Below are 26675 nucleotides of genomic sequence, written 5' to 3' on the forward strand. Positions count from 1 at the left end.
TGCCGTACGAGGTGAAGATGTTGGAGCGTCACCCGTTGGGCAGTCAGGCGTTCATTCCGTTGAAGAGCACGCCGTATTTGGTGGTGGTTGCGCCGGCGGGCGAGTTGGATGTGAGTCAGATGCGGGCGTTCGTCTCCGATGGCTGGCAAGGCGTGAACTACGCAAAAGGTGTATGGCATCACCCATTGCTGGCGTTGCATGAGGTGAGTGACTTCGTCGTGGTGGACCGGGGTGGTGAGGGACACAACTGTGACGAGCAGGATTTGCCGGGTGTGTATTTGCTGACGCAAGCGGAGTTAGATGCCGTGCAAGGCACGCAAAAGGCAGCGTAAGCGGGGCATGGGGAGGGCGTAGGGAGGGACAGAAAACGTGTGAGCGACGGCACGACCGCCGCGCAGCAGTTGCGGAGCACGTGCGTGGTGGTTGTGGCGTCGCGTTGGCGCTGGAGAAGAGCGGTGTCGACGGAGCGGGGGAAGCGGAAACAGAGCGCGGGAAGCGGGCGGTTTCGGTGGAGGCACTGAGGGCGGGGAGGGAGACGGGCCGGGGCCCCTTTCTGCAGCGAGTTGGGTTTATGTCTGAGCGGCGGAAAGGGGCTCCGGCCCGTCAGGCGGGGGGTGTTCACCCCGTATCACTAGCAGAAGAAAAGAAAAATACATCGACGCTACTGCGTCGAGGTCTCATGCTGGCAGCAATCCTGCGGCGCGATAGCTCTCGATGAGGTGATCGTAGACCGCGATATCCGAGCGACTACGCGCGATCAATTGTGCGCCGGCAATCGCGGCGTAGATAGCACGTGCTCTTCCTTCGCTCTGTTCAGGAGCGACGAGCGAGGCTTCGCGCAGCATCCGGGCGAGCCATGTCACGTTCACATCGGCAAACGTCATCACTTCTCGCAGCACGATATCGGGCAGATCGTCTGATTCTGCGGCCATGAAGCTGCCGAGGCAGATGCGATTGTCGCGTTCCAGCGCCTTGCGAAACGTACGGGGATATTGTCGGAGGGATTCGACGGGGTCGCCAGTCCGCGCGTAGATCGCGTCCAGATTGGCTGCCGTGTCTTCCCAGTAGCGTCGGGCGACGGCGGCTCCCAGATCGGCTTTGCTTTCGAAGTGGTGATAGATGCTGGCCGCCTTGATGCCGACGGCGGAGGCGAGATCCCGGAAATTCAGGCCGTTGTACCCGTGGGCCTGAGCGATCTGGGTCGCGGCCAGCAGAATGCGTTCCTTCGAACTCAAGCCCGAATCGGTCGTCCCCACCATTTCCCTGAATACTCCGAAAGTTGAAAAGCCCATTGACGCCAGAGATTATACCCTCTATCGTTAACCTAACGAACGTTAGGTAGTTTCCATCAACACACTGCGCAGAGGGCAGAGCATGAATCTCAAGAGCACCAGTTCCAACGACGAAACCTTGGCGGACATGGCGATTTACGACTTTCCGAGGGGACCGTATCCAACGCGCGTGCGGATTGCCCTGGCAGAGAAAGCAATGGAGCCACGAGTGAAGTTCGAACTCGTGGATCTTTACAAGGGGGATCACAAGCGACCGGCATTCATGGCGGAGAAGAACTACTCCGGCACGGTACCCGTGCTCCAACTGCGCGATGGCACGTACATCGCAGAATGCACGGCCATTACCGAATATCTCGACTGGCTGGACGGCTCCCCGACATTGACGGGCAACACGCCGTTGACCCGGGCGAAGATCCACATGATGAACAAGCGCGCCGAGCTGGAGTTACTCGATCCGATCAGCGTTTATTTCCATCATGCGACGCCGGGATTGGGGCCGGACGTGGAGCTGTACCAAAACGAGGAGTGGGGTATTCGCCAGCGTGAGAAAGCCGAGCGGGGCATGCAGTACTTCAACGATCTCCTGGAAACGCAGGCATATATCGCGGGTGACGAATTCTCCATGGCAGATATCACGGTAATTGCGGGGCTGCTCTTCGCGTCCTACGTCAAGGTCGAAGTGCCGGAAACCTGCAAGGCACTGAAGGCGTGGCATGAACGGGTGATGGCGCGCCCGAGCGTGCGTCATCAGCCGGCGTTTGCGGGGTAGTGATCCCCCGGGCGTTCGCCGTTTGCGGATGAGGGCAGTGTCGGGACGGGAGGTGCGTGAACGGGCGCATGCCCGTCCCGACGCAACCAGCGTGGATGCCGCATGCGTGTCGAGTGGGGGGCGCGTGAGTGCCGATAAGCAAGCGGGGTAAACACACGCGTCACGGAGAAAAACCAACTCCTATACTCCAACCATCGCCGAAACACCGTCGTGGTGCATTTTTGTCGTCACCAAACGGTGCGGCGGGCGCGCATAACGGGTGCATCGGCGTGGCTGAAGAGGTGCCGCACCGAAATCGTGCGTGGTGAGTCAAAAAAGCGGAAAAACAGCTCGGGCATGGATATTGCTCGATCTCGACACAGCAATCTGCGGAGAAGCGTATGGTCGAGAGCTATAACGAGATGGCGAGCATCACGGGTGCGACGCGTTCGCACTACCGGCGGTTCGACGACTGGCTGAAATGCCAGCCCGAAGATGTCTTGCACCATAAGCGAGCTGAGGCCGATCTGGCGTTCCGGCGCGTCGGCATCACATTTGCTGTCTACGGCAATGAAGCGGGAACCGAACGCCTCATCCCGTTCGATCTCATCCCGAGAATCATCCCCGCCCATGAGTGGCAGACCTTGCAGACCGGTCTGCGGCAGCGCGTCGAAGCGCTGAACAAATTCATCCACGACGTCTATCACGACCAGAACATCCTGCGCGCGGGCGTCATTCCAGCGGAGCAGGTGCTGAAGAATGCGCAGTATCGCCCCGAGATGCAGGGCGTCGACGTGCCGGGCGACATCTACTCGCACATCGCCGGTGTCGACGTCGTTCGGGCAGGCACAGGGGACGACGGCGTGTTCTACGTGCTGGAGGACAACCTGAGAGTGCCGTCCGGCGTCTCGTACATGCTGGAAAACCGCAAGATGATGATGCGGTTGTTCCCCGAGCTGTTCGCGAGAAACCGCATCGCGCCGGTCGAACATTATCCCGATCTTTTGCTGGACAGCTTGCGGGCCGTGGCGCCGATGGGGGTCGACGATCCAACGGTCGTCGTGATGACGCCGGGCATCTACAACTCGGCGTACTTCGAACACGCGTTCCTCGCCCAGCAAATGGGGATCGAACTCGTGGAGGGGCAGGACCTCTTCGTCGAAGACAACCTCGTCTACATGCGCACCACCAACGGTCCCAAGCGGGTCGACGTCATCTATCGCCGTATCGACGACGACTTCCTCGACCCGCTCGCGTTTCGCGCTGACTCGACGCTGGGCGTGCCCGGATTGCTGAGCGTCTACCGGGCAGGGCGCGTGACGCTGGCCAACGCCATCGGGACCGGCGTGGCGGACGACAAGTCCATCTACCCGTTCGTGCCCGACATGATCGAGTTCTACCTCGGAGAGAAACCCATCCTGAACAACGTGCCGACATATCAGTGCCGTCGTGCCGACGACCTTGCCTACACGCTCGACAACCTCGGCGAGCTGGTCGTCAAGGAAGTCCATGGGGCGGGCGGATACGGCATGCTGGTCGGGCCGGCGTCCACCAAGGCCGAAATCGAAGCGTTCCGGCAACGGCTGATTGCCAAACCCGACGGCTACATCGCGCAACCCACGTTGGCACTCTCCGCGTGCCCGACTTTCGTCGACGCCGGTATCGCGCCGCGCCATATCGACCTGCGGCCGTTCGTGCTGTCGTCGGGCAAGGGCGTGACCATGGTGCCGGGCGGTCTCACGCGCGTGGCGCTCACCGAAGGGTCGCTCGTCGTCAATTCCTCGCAGGGCGGGGGGACGAAAGACACCTGGGTCCTCGAGAAGTAAGCGGCGTTCGCCAGAGACAGAAGACAACTTATCGGGAAGAGATCATGCTCAGCCGTACCGCCGACCACCTGTTCTGGATGGCCCGCTATATGGAGCGCGCCGAGAACACCGCGCGCCTGCTCGACGTCAATCTGCAAAACCTGTTGCTGCCGCAAGACGCCATCGACAACCTCGACGACGAAGACGATACCGATTTGGCACATGCGCTTGCCGGCGGCATCGACAACGAAGCCGGGTGGCGCGCCACGCTGCGTATCTCCGAGCTTGAGCCGGCGTTCAACCGCAAACACGCGCGTGCCACACGTGCGAACGTGCTCGACTTCGTGGTGCGCGATCGCGACAACCCGTCGAGCATCGCCTGCTGTCTGGCCGCCGCCCGCGAGAACGCGCGTGCCGTGCGTGGCACCCTGACGACTGAACTGTGGGAGACCGTCAACAGCACCTGGCTGGAATTCCCGCGCATGCTCGACCTGCTGGAGCGCGATCCGGCGCATCTGTTCGAGTGGGTCAAGGTGCGCTCGCATCTCTCGCGCGGCGTGAGCTTCGGTACGCTGTTCCAGGACGATGCGTTCTACTTCACGCGTCTGGGGCTCTTCCTGGAGCGTGCCGATAACACCGCACGGATCCTCGACGTGCGCTTTCACGAAGCGGTGCGTGCCGACAAGGCTGGGCCGGACGCCTCGCATCCCACGGACTTCTACTACTGGTCTGCCGTGCTGCGCAGCGTGTCGGGGTTCGAGATCTATCGCAAGGTCTACCGTGACGTGATCACGCCGGAGCGTGTCGTCGAACTGCTCATGCTCAACGCCCACATGCCGCGCTCGTTGCTGGCCTCGCTCAACGGCGTGTGCGAAAACCTCGCCACGCTCTCCAACGCACAGTCCGGCGACGTCGAGCGTTATGCCGGCAAGCTTCAGGCAGACCTCAAATACGCCGACATCCAGCAGATACAGCAGCAAGGCCTGCACCCCGTCCTGACCGAGTTTCTCGAGCGCGTGTCCGTGCTCGGCAACAAGATCAGCCAGACATTCCTGATCCCGCTCGCCGCCTGATGCCATGCGCCTGATCATCCGTCACGAGACCACCTACCGCTACGACACGCCGGTGCGCTACACCATCCAGCAGCTTCGGCTGACGCCGACGGCGTCCGAAGTGCAACGCATCGTGCAATGGCGGTTGAGTGCGCCAGGCAAACTCACTGCCGCGCGCGATGCATTCGGTAACGACATGCATACGCTCGTGCTGCACCAGCCGCACGACGAGATTCATCTGCTGGCCGAGGGGGAGGTCGAGACCACGCCGCTCGTCGACGGCAAGCTCGGCGAGACGAGTCATGCCGTACCAGTGTTATGCTTCGCCAGCCCAACGCCGCTCACCGGGCGCAGCGACGGGATCGATGCGCTGGCCGACGCCGCCGGGGTGACCACGCCGGGCGACCTGCTCGCGCTGGCGGCCGCCATTTGCGAACAGGTCGACTACGAGTCGGGGATCACCGCCGTGACCAGCACCGCCGCGCAGGCGCTGACGCTGGGGCGGGGTGTCTGCCAGGACCACGCGCATCTGATGCTGGCCGTGTGCCGGGCACGCGGCGTGCCTGCGCGATACGTCAGCGGGTACATCGATCCGGGCGACGTGCCGCATGCGGCAAGCCACGCGTGGGTCGACGTGTGGGTGGATGGCAGCGGCTGGGTGAGTATCGACGTCACCCACGCCTGCTTTGCCAGCGGCAACTACTGTCGTCTGGCGGTCGGCCGCGATTACGAATCTGCGGCGCCCGTCAGAGGCATGCGCAGCGGCGGGGCGAGCGAGGCGTTGCACGTATCGGTGAGTGTCGATACCGTGCCGCCGGACCAACATCAATAGCTTTTCGCGTGACGAGGCGGCGTGCCTCGCACGGCAAGACAGGAACGACATGACGTATTGCGTGGCCATGAAGCTCGATGCCGGGCTGGTCTTTCTCTCCGACACCCGTACCAATGCGGGGGTCGATCACGTGAGCACCTTCCGTAAGATGCTCGTCTTCGAGCGTCCGGGCGAACGTGTGATCGTGCTGCTCTCCGCAGGAAATCTCGCGCTCACGCAAGCCGTGCGTCAGCAGCTTGTGGATGCCCGCGATGCGGAGACGTTGTGGACCGCCAAGTCCATGGGCGACGTGGCCCGCGTGGTCGGACAAGCGATTCGCGACGTCTACGCACGTGATGCCAAATCGCTCGAAGCCTTCGGCGTCGACTTCAATTGCAGCTTCTTGCTCGGCGGGCAGATCGCCGGGGGGAAGAGCCGTCTGTTCCAGTTGTATTCGGCAGGCAACTTCATCGAAGCGTCGTCCGTCAATCCGTACTTCCAGATTGGTGAATCGAAGTACGGCAAACCGATCATCGACCGGCTCGTGACGCCCGCGACGTCCCTCGACGACGGCGCCAAGTGCGCGCTCATCTCGATGGATTCGACGCTGCGCTCCAACGTGTCCGTCGGTCTGCCGCTCGACTTGCTCGTCTACGAAGCGGATAGCTTGCGCGTGACGCGCTTCGCCTCGCTCGACGACGAGAACGTCTACTACAAGATGATTCACGATACGTGGGGCTCGCGCTTGCGCCAGGTGTTCGACGAATTGCCGGAGCCGCAGTGGGCGACGAGCAGCGTGGTGAGCGTGCCGGCATCGCTGCCGCCGCGTGCCGAGCCGCCCGAAGGCATGCCCGGTGCGGACGAGGCGGGCAGCCTTCAGTCACTGGCACAAACGGTGTCGCTCAAGATGCCGTCCTGATCGGACGATGCGAGACGGGCGGCATTGCGCCGCCCTGAGCGTCAGGCATGGCTGTGCACGCGATGCTGCTTGCGGTACAGCCATGCGCTGACCGCGAGCGTGACGGCTTCCGTGGCGAGCAGGGTGTACCAGATGGCGTCGCCGCCAAGCAGCGCATCGAGCAGCCAGAGAATGCCGAGCAGCAGAATCCAGCTACGCAGCATTGCGATGGCAGCCGATGGCCCCGGCGCTTCGACGGCGGTCAGGTAACCGGCCACGATCAGATTGCCGGCCGCCGGCAAGAACGCCAGTGCATACCAGAGCACCGCATGCTCCAGAATTGACCATGCTTCGCCGCCTGCCGGCAGGAACAGAAAGGTGAGCGGGCGCGCCAGCGTGGCCATGGCGACCGCGACGAGCAATGAGAAGCCCATCACCGCGATCACGCCCAGACGAAACGACCCCTGAAGCGCCTTCACGTCGCCCGCGCCGCGATAGAAGCTGATCATCGGCTGCATGCTCTGTACCAGCGCGACCATCGTGACCGTGGCCCCGAGCGTCATGTACTCGAGAATCGCATACGCCGCGAGACCGGGCTCACCGAAGTTCGTCAGAATCACGCGGTTGAAGACGAACACCGTCACCGCCGGTGCGATCGCGCCGAGAAACTCCGATGCCCCGTTGTACATCGCGCGCCACACGTGGGTTTCCCCGTTGCCGAACGCGCGGCGCGCGGGCACGACCTGCTTCGCCAGCAAGAAGTGATAGGCGAGCATGACGCTGCTCGACACCATCATCGACAACCCGGTCGCCAGCGACGCGCCGTACATCCCCATCCCGCGAACGACGATAAACCAGTAGTCGAGCCCCACGTTGGCGAGTGCGCCCAGGAACATCGCGTACAACCCGAATCGGGCAGCCGGTGCGCCCTCGACGCGCAGGAACAACTCCATGGCGTAAAGACCGTTGGCGAACAGCACGAACCAGCCCCAGCCGGACAGATAGGCCACGACGTCCGCAGTGATCGCGCCTTGCGCCCCGAGCGCCGCAGCGATTTCGTGCTTGAAGACGAGCACGCCGATGCTCATCGCGATACCCGCCGCGAGCATGACCCACAGCACTTGCGAAAACGCGCGCTGCGCTTCGCTGACGCGTTGTTCGCCGAGCAGACGGGCAATGAGCGTGGCGCCGCCCACGCCGACCATCACGCTGATGGCATACGGCACATAGAGCAGCGGCACGACCAGGTTCAGCGCGGCGAGCGCCTGCTGGCCGACGTAGCGGCCGATGAAGATCCCGTCGATCAGGGTATAGACCGTGTAGACCCAGCCGGAAAGGATCGTCGGAACGGCGAGCGACGTGAACTCTTTAAGCAGGGACGTCCTTGCGCCCTGCGAGGTGTTGCATGAATTGGTAGACGTGGAAAGAGACATGGTCCCCCCGATGACTTCGCACCGCGTCGTGTCGGGACGCGGCTCACCGTGGCTTGCACATCAAAGACTTCAGAGACTTCGGAATGGGGGAGTGTTGTCGCTCACGCGCAAGCGATGGCGTAAGCGCTCCGCCCCGCAACGACATCGCCCCTTACCGGAAGCAAGGAGAACGCCAGCGAGGCAGTCAGACGGACGGAGGGAACATCGCCTGGTGCAGATGCACCCAGACGACGCCTTGTCGGGAATCGGAAAACAGGAGGAAATTCATAGGGTCTCGCACTTGACGCGCCTGCGTTGGGGCATCGCGCCGGTCGTTTGACGTCGTGGGAAGGTGTCGCCGGTATTGGCGTCGTGGTTCTCGCGAAAACGTCACGCCCGGACTGCCGGGCGCTAGAGACAGACCGATGGCAGGCGCAGGAGTTCCCCTGCATAAAAAAGGGGCGCCTAAGCGCCCCAACATGGGTCCAGCAAGAAAGTCTGTGAACGTCGGCGCTGCCGTGTTACTGCTGCGCGCCGCCGTTGAACCACGCGGCGATTTTCTGGCGCTCTTCGTCGGTCATTTGCGTCACGTTGCCCAGCGGCATCGACTTGAGCGCCACGGATTGCTGATAGATCCGTTGGGCGTTCTGTGAAATTTCCGCAGGTGTGTCGAGCATCACCCCGGCCGGTGCGCTGCCCATCATGGTCGGCTTGGCCGAGTGGCAGGTGGCGCAACGTTGCGTGAGGATCGGTTGAATCTCCGAGAGCTTCACGGCCGGTGCGGCGGCCTCACCGTGGGCACCGGCGGCCGGCGCCGGCGCGGGCTTCGGTGCGGCGAACACGGCAACGCCTGCGAGCAGGGCGGCGCCGGCCACGGGCAGGGCGTACAGATTCTTGCCGGCGTGACGCAGCACGAAGAACTGACGAATCATCGCGCCTGCGGCCATGATGATCGTGAGGATCACCCAGTTGTACGGATTGCTGTACGTGAACGCGTAGTGGTTGCTGATCATGATGAACACGACCGGCAGCGTGAAATACGTGTTGTGCACCGAGCGTTGCTTGCCGAGCTTGCCCCAGATCGGGTTCGGGACTTCGCCTTTCGACAGGGCGTCCACGCTCTTACGTTGTCCCGGAATGATCCAGAAGAACACGTTGGCCGACATCGACGTGGCCATCATCGCCCCCACGATCAGGAACGCGGCACGACCGGCAAAGATGTGCGTGGTGGCGTACGTGGCGGCGACCACGAACAGGGCCACGGCGACACCCAGCACGCGCTCGTTCTTGCCTAGTGCGCGGCACAGGAAGTCGTAGACGAACCAGCCGCCGATCAGGAACGCCACCGCAAGGCCCACCGCCTGATTCGGTTGCAGATCCATCACGTTCTTGTCGATGAGATACGTCTGCGGTTGCAGCAGATACAGCACGCAGAACAGGGCGAAGCCCGACAGCCACGTGGTGTACGACTTCCACTTGGACCAGTGCAGGTCTTCCGGCATCTGCGGCGGCGAGTTCAGATACTTCTGCGCGTGGTAGAAACCACCGCCGTGCACCGACCACATTTCGCCGAACACACCCTTTTGCTTGTCTTCGGCTGCCTTGGGCGGCTTCAGACCGTTGTCCAGCATCACGAAATAGAACGACTCGCCAATCCAGGCAATGGCCGCGACCACATGCAGCCAGCGCAGCAACAGATTGACCCAGTCGGTAATAAACGCTTCCATCTTATGTTCTCCTCAACTGCCTGACATTCACGTTCGCGATTTAGCTACCGCGATACGTAGAAAAGCTCCACGGCGACACCAGAAGGGGCACGTGGTAATGCTGCGAAGGCGCCGCGATGCCAAAACGCAGCACCACGCGATCGACGAAGCGCGGCGTGGGTACATCAACGCCTTGCGCGGCAAAGTAATCGCCGGCGTGGAACACGAGCTCGTATTCGCCCGCGACGAATTCCTCGCCTTCGAGCAACGGCTTGTCGCAACGGCCGTCGGCATTGGTCTGCACGTCGCGCAGCGAACGGCGCTCGCCGTCCACACGCCACAACTCGACACGGATGCCCGCGCCGGGTTTGCCGTGCGATGTATCTAGTACGTGGGTAGTCAGTCGTCCCATGATGTCTCCTGTGATGGATGGGTGCATTGTAGGGAGATGGCGGCGGGGCAACGCGCGCAATAACAAAGATAAAAACGCGCACATACCCTGTCACGTCAGACAAAAAGGTGATGCGCATCAATATGGCATGCCGACGTCTTCAGCGTATGTCGTATGCACCGGAAATGGGATTTTTTGGACCACTATTTGATTCCGTTATCCCAGATATAACGCCAATCGTATGACGTGTTATCGCGACAGGAGAAGACTCGCCCGGAAAGCCCAATGGCGACGTGCGTGCTTGGGGAAAACCCGAGACGCAAGATAAGCATTCATGCATACGTTCCATGAAAAAAACACTATAGCCCCGGGTGGTCTTGCCGCAAAAGGCGTCGACCTGCACCATTGAGTCACCCTAAAAATAGACATCAAACAGCCCCCCGAGGGACGGAGACGCAATGAGTGTGACAACCAATGCCGTGGATCCGGTCGACGAGCGACTGCCGATCGGAAAATTGTTCATGCTGGGCCTGCAACATGTTTTGGTGATGTACGCCGGGGCGGTGGCCGTGCCGCTCATCATCGGCGGCGCCCTCGGGTTGCCGAAGGATCAGATTGCGTTTCTGATTTCGGCCGATCTGATGTGCTGCGGAATCGCCACGCTGATTCAGAGTGTCGGCGTGGGCCGTTTCGGGATTCGCATGCCCGTCATCATGGCCGTGACGTTCGCGGCCGTCGGTCCGATGCTCGCCATCGGCACCAATCCCTCCCTCGGGCTACCCGGTATCTTCGGGGCAACGATCGCGTCGGGCATCATCGGCACGCTGATCGCGCCGCTCGTCGGCAAGCTGCTGCGCTTCTTCCCGCCGATCGTGACGGGTATCGTCATTACGTCCATCGGTCTGACGATCATCGGCGTGGGCATCAACTGGGCGGCCGGCGGCGTGGGCAACCCCGACTACGGCGATCCGGTCTACCTCGGCGTGTCGTTCGCGGTGCTCATCTTCATCTTGCTGGTCACGCGTTTCGTGAAGGGCTTCTTCTCGAATATCGCCGTGCTGCTCGGCATTCTGTTCGGCTTCGTGATCGCGTTGATGCTGCACAAGGTGAGCTTCGACGGTCTCGACCAGGTGAAATGGTTCGATATCGTGCTGCCGTTCCATTTCGGCATGCCGGTGTTCGATCCGTGGGCCATCGTCACGCTCACCATCGTGATTCTGATTACGTTCATCGAATCGACGGGCATGTTCCTGGCGCTGGGCGAGATCGTCGGCAAGCCGGTCGACGAGAAGGCGCTGGTGGCAGGCTTGCGTGTCGATGGTGTGGCGACGGTGATCGGTGGCCTGTTCAACACCTTCCCGCACACGTCGTTCTCGCAGAACATCGGTCTGGTCGGCGTGACCGGCGTGAAGAGCCGCTGGGTGTGTGCCGCTGCCGGCGTCATTCTGTTGGTGTTCGGTCTGATTCCGAAGATGTCGGTGGTCGTGGCCTCCATTCCGCAGTTCGTACTGGGCGGCGCCGGCGTGGTCATGTTCGGCATGGTGCTCGCCACGGGCATCAAGATCCTGTCCAAGGTCGACTACTCGCATAACCGCTACAACCTGTATATCGTAGCGATCAGCATCGGTATGGCGATGATTCCGGTGGCGTCGAACAAGTTCTTCGCGAAGATGCCGGAGCAGCTCGCCCCGTTGCTGCATAGCGGGATTCTGCTCGCCACGCTGTCGGCCGTGATTCTGAACGCCTACTTCAATGGCTTCAAGGCCCCGGCGGTCGATGGCCATGGCGAGAAGAACGGTTCGGGCATGGGGCTGGAGGCGCACTGATGAAAACGTTGCTCGTCAAGAATGCCGAGGTACTTGTCACGATGGACGCCGGTCGGCGCGAGATCGCCCGCGGCGGACTGTACGTGGAGGACAACCGGATCGTGGCCGTGGGCACCAGCGATACGCTGCCGTCGACGGCGGACGAGGTGCTCGATCTCAGCGGCTACGTCGTCATTCCCGGTCTGGTCAACACGCATCACCATATGTACCAGAGCCTCACGCGCGCCATTCCGGCCGCGCAGGACGGCGAACTCTTCAATTGGCTGACGAACCTCTACCCGGTGTGGGCGAACCTCACGCCCGAGATGATTCGCGTCTCGACGAAGACGGCGATGGCCGAGCTGCTGCTCTCGGGATGCACGACGTCGAGCGACCATCTCTACATCTACCCGAACGGCTGCAAGCTCGACGACAGCATCGAAGCGGCCGCCGAGATCGGCATGCGGTTTCACGCGAGCCGGGGGAGCATGAGCGTCGGTCAGAGCCAGGGCGGACTGCCGCCGGATCGCGTGGTCGAGCGCGAGGCGGACATTCTCAAGGACACGCAGCGGCTCATCGAGACGTATCACGATGCAGGCCGCTACGCGATGCTGCGCGTGGTTGTTGCGCCTTGCTCGCCGTTCTCGGTGAGCCGCGATCTGATGCGCGAGTCGGCGGAGATGGCACGTCACTTCGGCGTGTCGCTGCACACCCATCTGGCGGAGAACGTCAACGACATCGCGTACAGCCGCGAGAAGTTCGGCATGACGCCTGCCGAGTACGCGCAGGATCTGGGGTGGGTCGGTCATGACGTCTGGCACGCCCACTGCGTTCAACTGGATGACGCCGGGATCGCGCTCTTCGCGAAGACGGGCACCGGCGTGGCGCATTGCCCGTGCTCGAACATGCGGCTGGCCTCGGGCATCGCGCCGATTCGCCGCATGCGCGACGCTGGCGTGCCGGTCGGGCTCGGCGTAGACGGTTCGGCATCGAACGACGCCGCCAGCATGATCAACGAAGCGCGTCAGGCCTTGCTGCTGCAGCGCGTGGGCTTCGGCCCGAGCGCCATGACGGCGCGAGAGGCATTGGAGATCGCCACCGTGGGCGGCGCGCGGGTGCTGGGGCGTGACGACATCGGCGTGCTTGCCGAAGGGATGGCGGCCGACTTCGTGGCGTTCGACACGCGGGGTGTCGGCATGGCGGGTGGTCTGCACGACCCGGTGGCGGCGCTCGTCTTCTGTAATCCTGGACAAGCTGCGTACAGCGTGGTGAACGGACGGGTGGTGGTGCGCGAAGGGCGTCTGGAGACGCTCGACCTGCCGTCGCTCGTCACGCGTCACAACGTGCTGGCGCGGCAACTGGCCGAGGCTTCCCGATAAGGCGTTGCCACTCCGGCCGCATATTCATGGTGTGCGGCCGAGCGTGGCAATGGGCAGGCGGGAAGTCGGGGGTGGCGCTCCTGTGCATGGGGAGCGCTGCCATGCGGTTCGGCGGGGCGGTGGGGGCCGCTCCGCCGGTAAAACCGGCGGCGGGCGATATAAGGTCGGTGCAAGGGCGATAGAGGGCCGCTACAGGACCGACGCCCGCTCGTGGGCGCCGCCGAGTTACGGTAGCGTGCGGGATTCCAGCAGCGTGCGCGTCGCGTCGGAGATCACGCTGCGCAGCCAGCGCACTTCGTCCGAGTAGTGCGTGCGTTCGTGCCACAACTGGTAATACTGCATCGGCGGGAAGTCGATGGGCGCTTCAAGGACCGTGAGCGGCAGGAATTCCGCGTAATGGTCGGCAAACAGGCGCGTCGTCGTAAAAATCAAATCGGATTTCAGCAACACGTACGGCGCGAGGTTGAAGTACGGAATCGTCACGACCACGTTGCGCTTGAGACGCTCGCGCGCGAGGTGCATGTCGATGGCGCCGCGTTGTGCGACCGAGTAGGGCGTGGGCGCGAGGTGCGGGCTGCCGAGGTATTGCTCCAGCGTCAGGCCGCGTTTCGCATACGGATGCGTATTGCGCACCAGACACACGATCTGGTCGACGAAAAGATTCGAGAGGTGGAGCTGTTCGGGAGGCTCGGGCCAGTTGCCGATCACGATATCGACCTTGCCGTCTTCGAGCGCATGCTCGTAATCGAATGCCGGTCCGAGCGAATGCAGTTCCAGCTGCGCATTGGGCGCTTGCTGACGGAAGCGCTCCACGACCGTCGGCACGAAAAGCGTATTCAGATAGTCGGGCGAGCCGATGCGAAAGGTGCGTACCGTCGTGGCCGGGTCGAAATTCGATTGCTGCACCGTGATGCGCTCGATTTCGCGCAGCGCGTTCTGGGTCGGCTCCAATAACGATTGACCGTACTCCGTGGGCACCATGCCCGATTTACCGCGCACCAGCAGGGGATCGCCGGTGATGTCGCGCAAACGTCGCAGCGCCGCGCTGATGGCCGGCTGCGATTGATTCAGTTTGACGGCCGCACGCGTTACGCTGCGCTCGATCAACAGGGTATGAAGAACGCGCAGCAAATAAGTGTCAATCGGTTCGCGGTTTTGGCTCATGAGAAATATAACGATCCGAATATGTCGGACCCTGTGGTGCATAAGGAAATCATTATGAAGGACAAGGTCGCACGGCTCTATAGCGGAAAGCCCCTATCACCAAAATAGACGCTTGTCGTTCGTTTGTCGTGAGTCAGGCGGCCTTAGATGCCGTGTTATTGACACACGCTCGACATTTCTGCGCGAATTGGGTATTTTCGGACCGCCCCATCCACAACCCGGCGCAACTCGGGGCATCTCAGATCTCTTTAACTCCGCCTGTGACCCTTTCCATGCAAGCGACGCCACGTCTGGCGCTGACCGGCATCACCAAACGCTATCCGAGCGTGGTGGCCAACGACGACATCGCGCTAACCGTATTACCCGGCGAGATCCACGCCGTACTCGGTGAGAACGGGGCAGGCAAGAGCACGTTGATGAAGATCATCTACGGTGCCGTACGCCCCGACGCCGGAGACATCCGCTGGGAAGGACAACCGGTGAGCATCGACAGTCCGGCGGCGGCGCGCAAGCTCGGCATCGGCATGGTGTTCCAGCATTTCTCGTTGTTCGAGACGCTGACCGTCACGGAGAACATCTCGCTCGCACTCGACGACGCCGGGCACGATTTGAAGGCGCTCTCTCATCGTATTCGCGAGGTATCGACGCAATACGGGCTAGAAGTGGACCCGGCGCGTCATGTGCACAGCTTGTCCGTCGGCGAGCGTCAGCGCGTGGAGATCGTGCGCTGTCTGTTACAGAACCCGCGCCTGCTCATCATGGACGAGCCGACGTCGGTGCTCACGCCGCAGGCTGTGCAGAAACTCTTCACGACGCTGCGGCGGCTGGCCGCCGAAGGGTGCAGCATCGTCTATATCAGTCACAAACTCGACGAAATCCGCGATCTCTGCGACCACGCGACCGTGCTGCGCGGCGGCCGTGTCTCGGGGCACGCCGTGCCACGCGAGGAAACGGCCGAGACGCTCGCGCAGATGATGATCGGGCGGGCACTGCCGCAGATCGAGCGCCGCGCCCATCAGCCGGGCGACGTGCTGTTGTCGCTGCGCCAGTTGTCGATGACGAGTGACGATCCGTTTGGCACCTCGCTGCATGACATCAATCTCGACGTGCATGCGGGGGAGATCGTTGGCATTGCCGGGGTCTCCGGCAATGGGCAGGCTGAGCTGCTGGCCGCGCTTTCCGGCGAGATGCGCGCGCCGCATGCCGACGCCATTGCGCTGCACGACCGTGCCGTGGGGCGCATGGGGGCGGCCACGCGCCGGCGTCTCGGACTGGCGTTCGTGCCGGAAGAGCGTCTGGGGCGCGGCGCGGTGCCCAGCATGTCGCTCACGGACAATGCATTGCTGGGTGCGTCCGGCACGGCACATCTCGGGCTGCTGCGCGGCGGATGGATTCGTCGCGGCACGTTACGCAAGTTCGCCTCGCTCTGTATCGAGCGCTTCAACGTGAAGGCCGGCGGGCCGGAAGCGCCGGCGCAGAGCCTCTCAGGCGGCAATTTGCAGAAGTTCATCGTCGGACGAGAGATCCTGCAAGAGCCGCGCGTGCTGGTCGTGGCGCAACCGACGTGGGGCGTAGATGTCGGGGCCGCCGCTTTCATCCGTCAGCAACTGCTGGACCTGTCGGCGCGTGGCGTCGCGGTGCTGGTGCTGTCCGAAGAGCTTGACGAACTGTTCGAGATTTGCGACCGGATCACGGTGCTGGCTCAGGGGCGTCTATCGCCCGCGCGCAAGCCCGAGCAGACCGACGCGCGCGAGATCGGCCTGTGGATGGCGGGGATGTTCCCCGGCGGCCCTGGCGAGCGCGCGGCCTGAATCACCTTGTCATTGGGGCAGCGCCGGGCGATGACGCCCACACCGCACGCACCGACGCCGTCACCGTAACGTTTTCATCGATTTCCAGACACCATGTTCGACTTCACGCTTGAGCCTCGGCCGAGTCCTTCGCGTACCATGCGGCTTGCCATGCCGCTCGTGGCCACGCTCATTACGCTCGCCGGCGGCGTGCTCATCTTCAGCTTCCTCGGCAAGAACCCTGCACAGGCGATGGCGGCGTTCTTTCTGGCGCCGATCAGTAGTCTGAACGGCTGGTCGGAGTTGCTGCTCAAGGCCTCGCCGTTGTGTCTGATCGCGCTGGGGCTCGCCATCGGCTATCGCGCCAACGTCTGGAACATCGGCGCGGAGGGGCAACTGCTGCTCGGCGGGATTTTCGCCTCGGGCGTCGCCATCCATTTCGACGGTCATGGCGGCCCGTGGCTGCTGCCGTTGATGATGGCCGCCGGGGCGCTCGGCGGCATGCTGTGGGCAGCCATCCCGGCGCTGCTGCGCGTGCGTTTCAACGCCAACGAAATTCTGGTGAGCCTGATGCTCACGTATGTCGCTACGCAACTGCTGATCTATCTGGTGAGCGGCCCGTGGCAAGACCCGCATGGGATGAACTTCCCGCAGTCGATCAACTTCAGCCGCGACGCCTTGTTCCCGCGCTTCTTCGGCGACTGGCACTGGGCGGCGTGGCGGGGCACACGTCTTAACGCGTCGGTCTTCATGGCGGTGATCGCCGTGCCTGCCGCATGGTGCTTCATGCGCAAGAGCTTCGCGGGCTATCGGATGGAAGTCGGCGGGCTGGCACCGCTCGCGGCACGCTATGCCGGGTACTCCGAGCCGCGCGCCGTCTGGCTGGCGCTGCTGATCGGCGGGGCGGCTGCCGGACTGGCGGGCACGGGTGAAGTGGCCGGGCCGGTCGGTCAATTGCAGGCGACTTGGGCGCCCGGATACGGCTTCACGGCGATCATCGTGGCGTTCGTCGGCCGTCTGCATCCGGTGGGCATCGTGCTGGCGAGCCTGCTCATGGCGCTGCTGTATCTGGGCGGCGAAGCGGTGCAGACGTCGCTCCAGCTACCCAAGGCTATCAGCGGCGTGTTTCAGGGGCTGCTGCTGTTCAGCCTGCTGGGCTGCGATGTTTTCGTGAACTACCGCTTGCGTCGTCGCGCCCGTGCGCTGACGCGAGACGCCTGAGGAGCGCGGCATGGACTGGATCAATCTGCTCACGCCGCTGGCCGCAAGTTCCGTGATTGCGGCCATCCCGCTGATGCTCGCTGCCCTCGGTGAGCTGGTGACCGAGAAATCCGGGGTGCTCAACCTCGGCGTGGAAGGCACGATGCTCATGGGGGCCATCGGTGCATTTGCCGTCACCGTGCAGACGGGGAGCCTGTGGCTCGGCGTACTCGCGGGCGTAGCGGCAGGTGTCGCCATGTCGGCCATCTTCGCGTGGCTCACGCTCTCGCTCATGGCCAATCAGGTCGCCACGGGGCTGGCGCTCACGATCTTCGGCATTGGGCTGTCGGCCTACGTCGGTCGTCCGTACACCGACGCCACGATCCCGATGCTGCGCGACGTGCCGATTCCGGGGCTGTCCTCGATTCCGGTGCTGGGGCCGTCGATTTTCTCGCTCAACCCGCTGGGCTACCTATCGGTCGCGCTGCTCGCGGCGATCGCATGGTTCCTGTATCGCTCGCGTGCCGGGCTGGTGCTGCGCTCGATCGGGGAGGCGCCTTCCGTGGCGCACGCCATCGGCTATCCGGTGGTGCGCATCCGTTATCTCGCGACGCTGTTCGGCGGCGCGATGTCGGGGCTGGCAGGAGCGTACTACTCCGTGGGCTATCTGCGCCTGTGGCAGGAGAACCTGACGGCGGGACGCGGCTGGATCGCGCTGGCGCTGGTGGTGTTTGCCACATGGCGACCGGGGCGCACGGCGCTCGGCGCGCTGCTGTTCGGCGTAGTCATGGCGCTGCAATTTCAGGCGCAGGCGATGGGCATCCGTATCCCGTCGCAAGCGCTGGCAAGCCTGCCGTATCTCGCGACCATCGTGGTGCTGGTGGTCATTTCGCGCAATCGTCAGACGATTCGCCTGAATGCGCCGGCGTCGCTTGGCAAGCCGTTCTTTGCGGGATCCTGAGCGGGACAACGGTTCCTGACGGTACAAGAATTCCACTGAAACAATCGATGACGAGGAGAGAATCGATGCGACGTAAAGTTCTGATCACGATGGCAAGCCTGGCCGCCGCCATGCTGGTCTCCGCTTGCGGCAAGCAGGAGAACACGACGGCGAGTGCGCCTGCGGCGGCGTCCGATGCGCAGGCGTCGGCGGCCACGGCCGGCAAGGGCCCGATGGGCGTCGCGTTCGTCTACATCGGCAACCCGGGCGACGCCGGCTGGACCTACGCCCACGAACAGGGCGCGAAGGCCGTCGAAGCGAAGTATGGCGACAAGGTCACGGTGACCCGCGTGGAGAACGTGCCGGAAGGCGCTGACTCGGAGCGCGTGTTCCGCGATCTGGCGAGCAAGGGCAACAAGCTCGTCTTCGGTACGTCGTTCGGTTACATGGACTCGATGGTCAAGACGGCCGCCGACTTCCCGGACGTGACGTTCGAGCACGCCACGGGCTTCAAGTCGGCGCCGAACCTCGGTACGTACGACGTCCGCACGTATGAAGGCGCGCATCTGGCCGGTGTGGTCGGCGGGCATGTGACGAAGTCGAACGTGATCGGCTATGTGGCGTCGGTGCCGATTCCCGAAGTGATCCGCAACATCGATGCGTTCACCATCGCCGCGCGCGAAGTCAATCCGAAGGTCAAGGTGAAGGTCGTCTGGATCAATAGCTGGTTCGATCCGGGCAAGGAGCGTCAGGCCGCCGAATCGCTCGTGGGGCAGGGCGCTGACGTGCTGATGCAGAACGTCGACTCGGCCGTCGTCATGCAAGTGGCGGAAGAGAAGAAGATTCACGCTTTCGGCTGGGATTCCGACATGAGCAAGTTCGGCCCGAACGCGCATCTCGCCTCGGCGGCCATCGACTGGAGCAAGTACTACATCCGCACGGTCGACGAAGTCATGCAAGGGACGTGGAAGAACACGCCGGTCTGGGGCGGCATCAAGGAAGACGAGATCAACCTCGTGGCCATCAACGACAAGGCGGTGCCGGAAGCGGCGCGCAAGGCCGTGGCGGCGCGTCACGATGCCATTCGCGACGGCAAGTACGACCCGTTCACCGGTCCGATCAAGGGGCAGGACGGCAAGGAAATCGTGCCCGCAGGCAAGACCCTGAACGACGACGAGAAACACCAGATCAACTGGTTCGTGGAAGGTGTCGAGGGCTCGTTGCCCAAGCAGTAAGGGGCGACGGGGGCGCGCTAACGCGCGCAGCTGCCCGAAGCGATTCGGTGCGGCCGTGTGTGGCAACGCGCTGAGGAAGAACCGCCGGTATTTACCGGCGGTTCTTTTATGGACGCCCGGAGGACGAATGTCCCGCTGCGGACAGGACTGTTCCCAAGTGGGAGGGTCGACCGAGGGGCGCGTGACACGCATCGGTGCTAAAATGCCAGGTTTCGTGGCGCAATTTCGTGCCGCCGCACTTCATCTCCCGGATACCGCCTGTGCTGTCTACCGCCAATATCACGATGCAATTCGGCGCCAAGCCGCTCTTCGAGAACATCTCCGTCAAGTTCGGCGGGGGCAACCGCTATGGCCTGATCGGCGCCAACGGCTGCGGCAAGTCCACGTTCATGAAGATTCTCGGCAGCGATCTGGAACCGAGTGGCGGCAACGTCATGCTCGAACCCAACGTGCGTCTGGGTAAGCTCAAGCAGGACCAGTTCGCCTACGAAGACATGCGCGTGCTCGACGTCGTGATGATGGGCCACACCGAAATGTGGGCCGCCATGAGCGAGCGCGACGCGATTTACGCGAATCCGGAAGCGACGGACGACGATTACATGCACGCCGCCGAACTCGAAGCGAAGTTCGCCGAGTACGACGGCTATACGGCCGAGGCGCGTGCGGGCGAGCTGTTGCTGGGCGTGGGCATTCCGACGGAGCAGCATCAGGGGCCCATGAGCAACGTCGCACCGGGCTGGAAGCTGCGTGTGCTGCTCGCGCAGGCGCTGTTCTCGAACCCGGACGTGCTGCTGCTCGACGAACCGACCAACAACCTGGACATCAATACGATCCGCTGGCTGGAAGACGTGCTCAACGAGCGCAACTCCACCATGATCATCATTTCGCACGATCGCCACTTCCTGAATGCCGTGTGCACGCACATGGCCGACATGGACTACGGCACGCTGAAGATCTACCCGGGCAATTACGACGACTACATGCTGGCGTCGGCACAGGCCCGTGAGCGTCAGATGGCGGCCAACGCGAAGGCGAAGGAACGCATCACCGACTTGCAGGACTTCGTGCGCCGCTTCTCGGCAAACAAGTCGAAGGCGCGTCAGGCGACGAGCCGTCTCAAGCAGATCGACAAGATCAAGGTCGAGGACATCAAGCCGTCGTCGCGTCAGAACCCGTTCATTCGTTTCGAATTCGAGAAGAAGCTGCATAACCTCGCGTTCGAATTCGAAGGGATTTCGAAGGCCTACGACCGTCCGATCTTCAAGAATTACTCCGGCGCTGTGCGCGCGGGCGAACGTGTCGCGATCATCGGTGAGAACGGCGCCGGCAAGACCACGCTGCTGCGTAGCCTGATGACGGACCTGTCGGTCGATGCGGGCAATGTGAAGTGGGCCGAAAACGCGAACATCGGTTACATGCCGCAGGATACGTCCGAGGCATTCCCGCAGGACATGACGCTGACCGACTGGATGACGCAATGGGGCAAGGAAGGCGATGACGATCAGGTCATTCGCGGCTCGCTCGGCCGTCTGCTGTTCGGTGGCGACGACGTGGGCAAGTCGGTGCGGGTGCTCTCCGGTGGTGAGAAAGGCCGCATGATCTGGGGCAAGCTGATGCTTGGCCGTCACAACGTCATGATGATGGACGAACCGACCAACCACATGGACATGGAGTCGATCGAGTCGCTTCAGATCGCCCTGGACAAGTACCCGGGCACACTGATTTTCGTCTCGCATGACCGTGAATTTGTGTCGGGTCTGGCTACGCGCATCATTGAAGTGAAGAACGACGGCACGCTGGTCGATTACGCCGGCACTTACGACGAATACCTGGCCAGCCAGGGCGTGGAAGTCTGACGGCTGACGCGACGCGTCGTACCCGGTAGTTCCCGACAGGGCGCTTGCACGGCAGGCGCCCTGTTTGCGTTTACGGTGCACGTCCAGTCGGTCGCGCGCCGGTGGCTTGTGTTCAAGCTGTGATGGCCGTGTTGCTCCCTGTGGAGGGGGCGGTCACGGAGGTTTGTCCGACGGTCGTCTCGGAATGTCGGAAAGCGGGCCTCGGACAAAACCGATTTCATCGGTGCCATGCGATGCCCGATGGCGAGCGGACTACAATGGCCCTTCGCCGTTCATTCGTCGCTATTGGATTAACCGGACGTCAGCAGGAGACATGACATGAAGACTTACGACAAATTTTTCATCGATGGCCAGTGGGTCACACCCGTCGGGCGCGGCACGCTGGACGTTTTTCACTCCGCAGACGCGAAGCTCATGGGTCGCATTCCCGAGGGTGCGGCGGAAGATGCCGACGCGGCTATTGCAGCCGCAAGCAAGGCGCGTGACGCCTGGGCGGCTACGACACCGGCCGAGCGTGCGACCTACCTGCGCAAGATCGCGGCGGGCCTGAAGGCTCGCACCGACGAACTGGCGCAGGTCATGACGGGCGAGACGGGCATGCCGATCAAACTGGTGCGTGCCATTCAGGTTGGTGGTCCCGTCTATCACTGGAACAAGTATGCCGAACTGGTCGAATCGTTCGCTTTCGAGGCGCGTGTCGGCAATTCGCTGGTGGTGCGTGAGCCTGTGGGGGTGGTCGGCGCCATCACGCCGTGGAACTACCCGCTCAATCAAATCACATTGAAGGTCGCGCCGGCGTTGGCTGCGGGATGCCCCGTCGTGCTCAAACCTTCCGAAGTTGCTCCGTTCAATGCTTTCATCCTCGCCGAAGTGATCGCCGAGGCGGGGTTGCCTGCGGGCGTCTTCAATCTCGTGACGGGATTGGGACCGGTTGTCGGCGAGGTGCTGGCACGTCATCCGGATGTGGACATGGTGTCGTTCACCGGGTCGACGCGTGCGGGCAAGCTGGTATCCGAAGTGGCCTCGCAGACGGTCAAACGCGTGGCACTGGAGCTGGGTGGCAAATCGGCGTCCGTGGTACTCGACGACGCCGATCTGGCCGCAGCGGTCAAAGGCACGCTCAATGCCTGCTATCTGAATTCGGGGCAAACCTGCTCGGCGCACACGCGTATGCTCGTGCCAGCGTCTCGTTACGACGAGATCAAGGCACTTGCGCAGGACGCCGTGGCGCGTTTCACGTTGGGCGATCCACGTGAAGAGACGACGCGGCTCGGACCGCTGGCGTCTGCGGCGCAGCAAGAGCGCGTGCAGACCTATATTCGCAAGGGATTGGCGGAAGGGGCCGAATTGATTGCGGGTGGGGAGAGCGTGCCGGCTGGCTTCGAAGCGGGCTTCTTCGTGCAGCCGACCGTACTCGGGCGTGTGACGCCCGACGCCACGGTGGCGCAGGAAGAGATTTTTGGCCCGGTGCTGTCCATCATCACCTATCAGGACGAGGCGGACGCCGTGCGCATTGCCAACGATTCCATTTACGGATTGGGTGGTGGCGTGTGGTCAGGCGATGAAGCGCGCGCGGTGCGCGTGGCACGCCAGATTCGTACCGGTCAGGTGGATATCAACGGCGGGGAGTTCAACGTGCAGGCCCCGTTTGGCGGCTTCAAGCAATCGGGGCACGGGCGTGAGAACGGCGTGTATGGTTTCGAGGAATTCCTCGAATACAAGTCGCTTCAGTTCAAGTCGACGAAGTCGTAGAACCGTTGTCGCAGAAGCGCATCGCCGTGCCGTCGCGGGTGATGCGCGCCCACACCGCCGCTTTCTCTTCCTCGGTAAAGAATACCCAGTTGGAGACTTCGTAGGCGGTGCGGCCGCAGCCTTTGCAGACGTCGTCGAAGAGTGTCGAGCAAACGCCAATGCAGGGGCTGTCGGGGCGGTCGTGCAATTCGGACATAGGGGCAGATTCGGCCAGCGCTGGCTGGGGTGTCACAGGATGTCGCCATTATCGCATCGATGCCTGGGGGCGGTTTCGATTCCCCTACGGCCAGGATCGGGCGGTGGACATTTATGCGGATTTCCGGTTGGGGGCGGCCATCATCGATGGATAGCCTCGTCCCTGTGTGCTTGTGGCCGTTACCCACTGGTCGGAAATTACCAGCGGAAAACGCTGTAGCCGATGCGCACCTGTGATCGCGAATGATGGTTGTAGTCGAGCAAGTCTTCGCCGTAGCCGGTGAAGTAGCCGAGCCAGATGTAGCCACCGGTGCCGGGGATCAGTTTGCCGAGCGGGTAAGTCACTTGCACATCGACGCTGCCGTAATTGCGTTTCATGCCTTTGCGCAGCGTCGCGCCGATCTGCCAGCCGTTAGGCTTGCCCCACAGCACGAGCAGATCCATATAGCCGCGGTAGTTCTGGATGTCGGGGTTGTCCTTCTTTTCCAGATACGCGTAGAGCTTCGGCGCCACCGTCCAGTGGTATTCGGACGGGTTGCCGAACGTGAGGATCGGTTTGACGAAGACGGTATTGATGCTGCGGGAGTCGTCGCCAGCCTTGCCGTTGGATTCGTGTTCGATGCCGGCGGCAACGCCGAGCGACGAGAACCAGCCGGCGCGTACCCCGGTGTCCGGGACGTAGTAGAAAAAGCTCGGACGGTAGTTCGAGTCACGGAAGGGCGCTGACTCCGCTTCCAGATTCCATATCGACAATTGCGTGTAGCCGAAATACAGGTTGTCGAGGAAGGACTTCGATGCGGGGTTGTCCGGCTTCAGAATGTGGAACTTGAAACTCAGTTGGAACCGCGCGTTGGCGTCGCCGTTCTTGCCGAAAGCGATGTACATCGGCTCGTTGGACGAGATACGAGCAAATTCGGCGTCGGCAGTGGGCGCGATGGCGTCGGCGGAGGTGGCCGCCACGGCGTCCGAAGCGGGTGAGGTAGCCGCTGCCGCACCGATACCGGTGCCAGCGGCGGTGGCCGATGCGCTGCCGTCTGACGGCAGCGGCGTAGCGGCGACCATGGGTTCTGCGGGCGCTGCGCGGTCGAGGACGATAGTCGTGGTCGAGGCGTCCCAGTCGACGGGCTCGATGCGTACGGCGCCGCGTAATTCCTTTGGCAGTACGGCCGAATAGGCGACGCGGCGGAATTGCCCGTTGGCGAGCGTCACCTGTGCCGGCGCGATCGCTTCGCGCTTGAGTTGCAGCAGTGTGGGCTTGAAGTCGTCGTTGGAAATGCGCACGACGATTTCGTCCGGCAACTTGATCGTTTTTCTGCCCGGCGTGTCTTGCGTGGCCAGCAGTGTCAGTTGCAGCGGCGCGCCGCCCGCGAGCGCACGAGGTGGTTGAAGCAGCGACAGGTCGGCGTGTGCGACGCCGCTCAGGGCCAGGCAGAGGGCTGAAGCGCCGATCTGGATGGCGCGTCGCGGCGATGGGGCGAACGTAACGAGATTCGTCTTGGGCATCGGTCCGGTCTGAGTTGGCGGCCTCAGGCGGAGATGCCCGAAGCCGGTTAAGGCTCGCCCCGGGTGAGCACCCGGAGGTCGGATTCGCGGGCGCAGCGGTCGCGTCCGCGAGATTTGGCAAGGTACAGGGCGGCGTCTGCCCGTTGCAGCCACGCATTGTCGTCGTCTCCCTCATGCCACTGGGCGACGCCGGCACTTATCGTGAACTGTAGCGCCCGGCCATCGACATTGATGCGTGCTGCACGAACGGCTTCGCGCAGGCGCTCTGCGGCGTCGAAGGCTCGTGCCTCGATGGCGCCACTCAGGATAATAGCGAATTCTTCGCCACCCAAACGACCGCAGATGTCATCTTCGCGTAACGATTCGTGACAAAGCCGCACGAATGTGGCCAGTACCGTGTCGCCAAGCGCATGGCCCCACGTGTCGTTGATCTGCTTGAAATGGTCGAGATCGACGAGGATGACGCTGGTCGGTACGTCGGCGGCATCGGCCTGAATGACTTCGGCGCGCAGGCGCTTGAGGAAGTGTCCGCGAGACAGGGCGCCCGTGAGGGCGTCGTACTTGACCTCATGTTCCAGCGCGGCGTTCTTGGCGAGCGTATTGGTCAGTTGCAGCTTTTCGCGGCGCAGATAGCGAATGAGCAGGTACGACGCACCGGCGAGGCTGAGCAGCAACGCGAATACCAGCGCAGCATAACGGCGACGTTCCACGGAGAGGCTGCCGAGCGTGGGTGCTTCGATCATGGTGTAGATCACCATTTCGCCGTCTGATGAGGCCTCGGCTTCGAGCAGATACGGCTGATTGTCCGGGCGCACCCGCACCAGTCGTGCGTTGTGTGCGGTTTCTTCGTCGTCCGGGGGCAGTCGCAAAAAGTCCGGCGTGCCGGGCGCAAGGTCGTAGCTCTCGATGGGAACGACCGTGAAATCCTCTTGCAGGTAAAGGTGGCGACGTTCCGTGCGCGAGAGTTTGAACACGGCGGCGCCGGGCACCGCGAGGCCGGTGAAGGTCGGGTCGTTGGCGAGCACGATCACGCCGTTGGTGTCGGTGATGAACGACGCGCCGCTGTCGACCCAATGCGACAGGCGTCGGATACCGAGCTTCACGACCACCACGCCGACGAGCATGCCGTCCTGATAGACGGGGGCGGTGAAGTAGATGCCGGGGAGTCCCGTCTTGCGGCCTGTCACGTACTGCTGGCCCGAGCCGCCGAGCACGGCGGCATTGAAGTACGCGCGGTCACCGTAACGATCGCCGATCAGCGGATTCGACGAGTTGAAGTCGCTGGACGCGATCGTAATGCCGTCGGGGGTGCCCAGCCAGACGAGGTCCGCGCCGAAATACAACTGCGCTGCGCGCAGCAGTTCGTTGACCGGCTTGAGTACCGGGTCGGCCAGCAGCGTCTCGCGAGCCTTTTCCTGTGGCACGTTCGTGAGCGGGTGCGTGGCAATCGTTCTGGCCGCCTGCTGGAGCTGCTCGATCTGGGCCAGCACTTGCGGAATGCCCCGGATCAGGATCAGGTCCTGGTTGACTGTGTGAACGGTGCCGTGCGCGAGCCGGGTGGCAATGCTGCGTTCCTCATACAGCAGACGTGCCGCACGATTCGCGACGAGCTGGTCGGCGGCGAAGCGCGCCAGCGCCCAGGCGATGAGAACGCAGACGAGGACGGCCAGACCGCGCACGAAAGCGGACGCGGCATGGTGACGGTTGAGAAGAGCGTAGACCAACGGCTGGTGCGGTTGCT

22 protein-coding genes are annotated in these 26675 nt (G+C 62.9%); 14 read left to right on the forward strand and 8 right to left on the reverse strand.

Going from position 1 to position 26675, the window contains the following annotated elements:
* Nucleotides 1-332: ureidoglycolate lyase (locus PCA20602_RS03600; RefSeq protein ID WP_174980777.1), on the forward strand; the 332-nt coding region annotated here is incomplete at its 5' end.
* 345 nt (nucleotides 333-677) lie between these two features.
* Here PCA20602_RS03600 and PCA20602_RS03605 read toward each other — a convergent pair.
* Nucleotides 678-1259, reverse strand: a complete 582-nt coding sequence (locus tag PCA20602_RS03605) for a TetR/AcrR family transcriptional regulator (protein WP_150720031.1) — start codon at nucleotides 1257-1259, stop codon at nucleotides 678-680.
* A 115-nt stretch (nucleotides 1260-1374) separates the two neighbouring features.
* Between PCA20602_RS03605 and PCA20602_RS03610 the strand changes: the two genes are divergently transcribed.
* From PCA20602_RS03610 to PCA20602_RS03630, 5 genes are all read left to right on the forward strand, one after another.
* Nucleotides 1375-2061, forward strand: a complete 687-nt coding sequence (locus PCA20602_RS03610) for a glutathione S-transferase (RefSeq protein ID WP_246182012.1) — start codon at nucleotides 1375-1377, stop codon at nucleotides 2059-2061.
* Nucleotides 2062-2441: 380 nt separating this feature from the next.
* Nucleotides 2442-3866, forward strand: a complete 1425-nt coding sequence (locus PCA20602_RS03615; protein ID WP_174980779.1) for a circularly permuted type 2 ATP-grasp protein — start codon at nucleotides 2442-2444, stop codon at nucleotides 3864-3866.
* A 44-nt stretch (nucleotides 3867-3910) separates the two neighbouring features.
* On the forward strand, nucleotides 3911-4918 hold the full coding sequence (locus PCA20602_RS03620; RefSeq protein WP_150720032.1) for an alpha-E domain-containing protein: 1008 nt from the start codon (nucleotides 3911-3913) through the stop codon (nucleotides 4916-4918).
* A gap of 4 nt (nucleotides 4919-4922) precedes the next feature.
* The gene (locus PCA20602_RS03625; protein ID WP_150720033.1) at nucleotides 4923-5729 is read left to right on the forward strand and encodes a transglutaminase family protein; all 807 of its coding nucleotides are present in this window, start codon (nucleotides 4923-4925) and stop codon (nucleotides 5727-5729) included.
* 49 nt (nucleotides 5730-5778) lie between these two features.
* On the forward strand, nucleotides 5779-6627 hold the full coding sequence (locus tag PCA20602_RS03630; RefSeq protein ID WP_150720034.1) for a proteasome-type protease: 849 nt from the start codon (nucleotides 5779-5781) through the stop codon (nucleotides 6625-6627).
* A 41-nt stretch (nucleotides 6628-6668) separates the two neighbouring features.
* On the opposite strand, the gene PCA20602_RS03635 is transcribed toward PCA20602_RS03630, so the two are convergent.
* The 3 genes from PCA20602_RS03635 to uraH all read right to left on the reverse strand — a co-directional run bounded on the left by PCA20602_RS03635 (nucleotide 6669) and on the right by uraH (nucleotide 10136).
* On the reverse strand, nucleotides 6669-8039 hold the full coding sequence (locus PCA20602_RS03635) for an MATE family efflux transporter (protein WP_150720035.1): 1371 nt from the start codon (nucleotides 8037-8039) through the stop codon (nucleotides 6669-6671).
* A 500-nt stretch (nucleotides 8040-8539) separates the two neighbouring features.
* Nucleotides 8540-9745: a urate hydroxylase PuuD gene (locus PCA20602_RS03640; protein ID WP_150720036.1), complete on the reverse strand. Its 1206-nt coding sequence runs from the start codon at nucleotides 9743-9745 to the stop codon at nucleotides 8540-8542.
* Nucleotides 9746-9785: 40 nt separating this feature from the next.
* Entirely contained in the window at nucleotides 9786-10136 is a 351-nt protein-coding gene (gene uraH / locus PCA20602_RS03645) for a hydroxyisourate hydrolase (protein ID WP_069344471.1), read from the reverse strand.
* A gap of 443 nt (nucleotides 10137-10579) precedes the next feature.
* Here uraH and PCA20602_RS03650 point away from each other — a divergent pair, with 443 nt between their 5' ends.
* Both PCA20602_RS03650 and PCA20602_RS03655 read left to right on the forward strand, forming a co-directional pair.
* Nucleotides 10580-11941: a nucleobase:cation symporter-2 family protein gene (locus tag PCA20602_RS03650; protein WP_281354632.1), complete on the forward strand. Its 1362-nt coding sequence runs from the start codon at nucleotides 10580-10582 to the stop codon at nucleotides 11939-11941.
* Nucleotides 11941-13299, forward strand: a complete 1359-nt coding sequence (locus PCA20602_RS03655; RefSeq protein ID WP_150720038.1) for an 8-oxoguanine deaminase — start codon at nucleotides 11941-11943, stop codon at nucleotides 13297-13299. Before PCA20602_RS03650 ends, PCA20602_RS03655 begins: the two co-directional genes overlap by 1 nt.
* Nucleotides 13300-13524: 225 nt before the next feature.
* Here the strand turns inward: PCA20602_RS03655 and PCA20602_RS03660 are convergent, their stop codons facing one another.
* Complete coding sequence (locus tag PCA20602_RS03660; RefSeq protein ID WP_069344468.1) at nucleotides 13525-14463, reverse strand: LysR substrate-binding domain-containing protein; 939 nt, start codon at nucleotides 14461-14463, stop codon at nucleotides 13525-13527.
* A 272-nt stretch (nucleotides 14464-14735) separates the two neighbouring features.
* Here PCA20602_RS03660 and PCA20602_RS03665 point away from each other — a divergent pair, with 272 nt between their 5' ends.
* The 6 genes from PCA20602_RS03665 to PCA20602_RS03690 all read left to right on the forward strand — a co-directional run bounded on the left by PCA20602_RS03665 (nucleotide 14736) and on the right by PCA20602_RS03690 (nucleotide 23236).
* Nucleotides 14736-16274 carry an ABC transporter ATP-binding protein gene (locus tag PCA20602_RS03665; RefSeq protein ID WP_150720039.1) on the forward strand — a complete coding sequence of 513 codons (1539 nt, stop codon included), beginning with the start codon at nucleotides 14736-14738 and terminating at the stop codon, nucleotides 16272-16274.
* A 93-nt stretch (nucleotides 16275-16367) separates the two neighbouring features.
* Nucleotides 16368-17474, forward strand: coding sequence for an ABC transporter permease (locus tag PCA20602_RS03670; RefSeq protein ID WP_069344467.1), 1107 nt, complete (start codon nucleotides 16368-16370; stop codon nucleotides 17472-17474).
* A 10-nt stretch (nucleotides 17475-17484) separates the two neighbouring features.
* Entirely contained in the window at nucleotides 17485-18414 is a 930-nt protein-coding gene (locus PCA20602_RS03675; RefSeq protein WP_150720040.1) for an ABC transporter permease, read from the forward strand.
* Between the two features lie 65 nt (nucleotides 18415-18479).
* Nucleotides 18480-19628, forward strand: a complete 1149-nt coding sequence (locus tag PCA20602_RS03680) for a BMP family ABC transporter substrate-binding protein (RefSeq protein ID WP_150720041.1) — start codon at nucleotides 18480-18482, stop codon at nucleotides 19626-19628.
* 260 nt (nucleotides 19629-19888) lie between these two features.
* Nucleotides 19889-21484, forward strand: a complete 1596-nt coding sequence (locus PCA20602_RS03685) for an ABC-F family ATPase (RefSeq protein ID WP_150720042.1) — start codon at nucleotides 19889-19891, stop codon at nucleotides 21482-21484.
* A gap of 318 nt (nucleotides 21485-21802) precedes the next feature.
* Nucleotides 21803-23236 (forward strand): aldehyde dehydrogenase family protein, encoded by a 1434-nt coding sequence (locus tag PCA20602_RS03690; RefSeq protein WP_150720043.1) that lies wholly within the window; start codon nucleotides 21803-21805, stop codon nucleotides 23234-23236.
* On the opposite strand, the gene PCA20602_RS03695 is transcribed toward PCA20602_RS03690, so the two are convergent.
* The 3 genes from PCA20602_RS03695 to PCA20602_RS03705 all read right to left on the reverse strand — a co-directional run bounded on the left by PCA20602_RS03695 (nucleotide 23217) and on the right by PCA20602_RS03705 (nucleotide 26658).
* Nucleotides 23217-23432, reverse strand: a complete 216-nt coding sequence (locus tag PCA20602_RS03695) for a DUF1289 domain-containing protein (protein WP_150720044.1) — start codon at nucleotides 23430-23432, stop codon at nucleotides 23217-23219. The two genes, PCA20602_RS03690 and PCA20602_RS03695, sit on opposite strands and share 20 nt — an antisense overlap.
* 197 nt (nucleotides 23433-23629) lie before the next feature.
* A complete protein-coding gene (locus PCA20602_RS03700) occupies nucleotides 23630-24934 on the reverse strand; it encodes a phospholipase A (RefSeq protein ID WP_150720045.1) in 1305 nt (434 codons plus the stop codon).
* A 47-nt stretch (nucleotides 24935-24981) separates the two neighbouring features.
* A complete protein-coding gene (locus PCA20602_RS03705; protein ID WP_150720046.1) occupies nucleotides 24982-26658 on the reverse strand; it encodes a sensor domain-containing diguanylate cyclase in 1677 nt (558 codons plus the stop codon).
* Between the last annotated feature and the right edge of the window lie 17 nt (nucleotides 26659-26675).

This window comes from Pandoraea capi, assembly GCF_902459735.1.
GTDB classification, from domain to species: domain Bacteria; phylum Pseudomonadota; class Gammaproteobacteria; order Burkholderiales; family Burkholderiaceae; genus Pandoraea; species Pandoraea capi.

Bases quoted from the DNA above. Each gene is read 5' to 3' on its own strand.
- PCA20602_RS03605 (WP_150720031.1), bottom strand. From the start codon at position 1,259: ATGGTGGGGACGACCGATTCGGGCTTGAGTTCGAAGGAACGCATTCTG.
- PCA20602_RS03610 (WP_246182012.1), top strand. From the start codon at position 1,375: ATGAATCTCAAGAGCACCAGTTCCAACGACGAAACCTTGGCGGACATG.
- PCA20602_RS03615 (WP_174980779.1), top strand. From the start codon at position 2,442: ATGGTCGAGAGCTATAACGAGATGGCGAGCATCACGGGTGCGACGCGT.
- PCA20602_RS03620 (WP_150720032.1), top strand. From the start codon at position 3,911: ATGCTCAGCCGTACCGCCGACCACCTGTTCTGGATGGCCCGCTATATG.
- PCA20602_RS03625 (WP_150720033.1), top strand. From the start codon at position 4,923: ATGCGCCTGATCATCCGTCACGAGACCACCTACCGCTACGACACGCCG.
- PCA20602_RS03630 (WP_150720034.1), top strand. From the start codon at position 5,779: ATGACGTATTGCGTGGCCATGAAGCTCGATGCCGGGCTGGTCTTTCTC.
- PCA20602_RS03635 (WP_150720035.1), bottom strand. From the start codon at position 8,039: ATGTCTCTTTCCACGTCTACCAATTCATGCAACACCTCGCAGGGCGCA.
- PCA20602_RS03640 (WP_150720036.1), bottom strand. From the start codon at position 9,745: ATGGAAGCGTTTATTACCGACTGGGTCAATCTGTTGCTGCGCTGGCTG.
- uraH (WP_069344471.1), bottom strand. From the start codon at position 10,136: ATGGGACGACTGACTACCCACGTACTAGATACATCGCACGGCAAACCC.
- PCA20602_RS03655 (WP_150720038.1), top strand. From the start codon at position 11,941: ATGAAAACGTTGCTCGTCAAGAATGCCGAGGTACTTGTCACGATGGAC.
- PCA20602_RS03660 (WP_069344468.1), bottom strand. From the start codon at position 14,463: ATGAGCCAAAACCGCGAACCGATTGACACTTATTTGCTGCGCGTTCTT.
- PCA20602_RS03665 (WP_150720039.1), top strand. From the start codon at position 14,736: ATGCAAGCGACGCCACGTCTGGCGCTGACCGGCATCACCAAACGCTAT.
- PCA20602_RS03670 (WP_069344467.1), top strand. From the start codon at position 16,368: ATGTTCGACTTCACGCTTGAGCCTCGGCCGAGTCCTTCGCGTACCATG.
- PCA20602_RS03675 (WP_150720040.1), top strand. From the start codon at position 17,485: ATGGACTGGATCAATCTGCTCACGCCGCTGGCCGCAAGTTCCGTGATT.
- PCA20602_RS03680 (WP_150720041.1), top strand. From the start codon at position 18,480: ATGCGACGTAAAGTTCTGATCACGATGGCAAGCCTGGCCGCCGCCATG.
- PCA20602_RS03690 (WP_150720043.1), top strand. From the start codon at position 21,803: ATGAAGACTTACGACAAATTTTTCATCGATGGCCAGTGGGTCACACCC.
- PCA20602_RS03695 (WP_150720044.1), bottom strand. From the start codon at position 23,432: ATGTCCGAATTGCACGACCGCCCCGACAGCCCCTGCATTGGCGTTTGC.
- PCA20602_RS03700 (WP_150720045.1), bottom strand. From the start codon at position 24,934: ATGCCCAAGACGAATCTCGTTACGTTCGCCCCATCGCCGCGACGCGCC.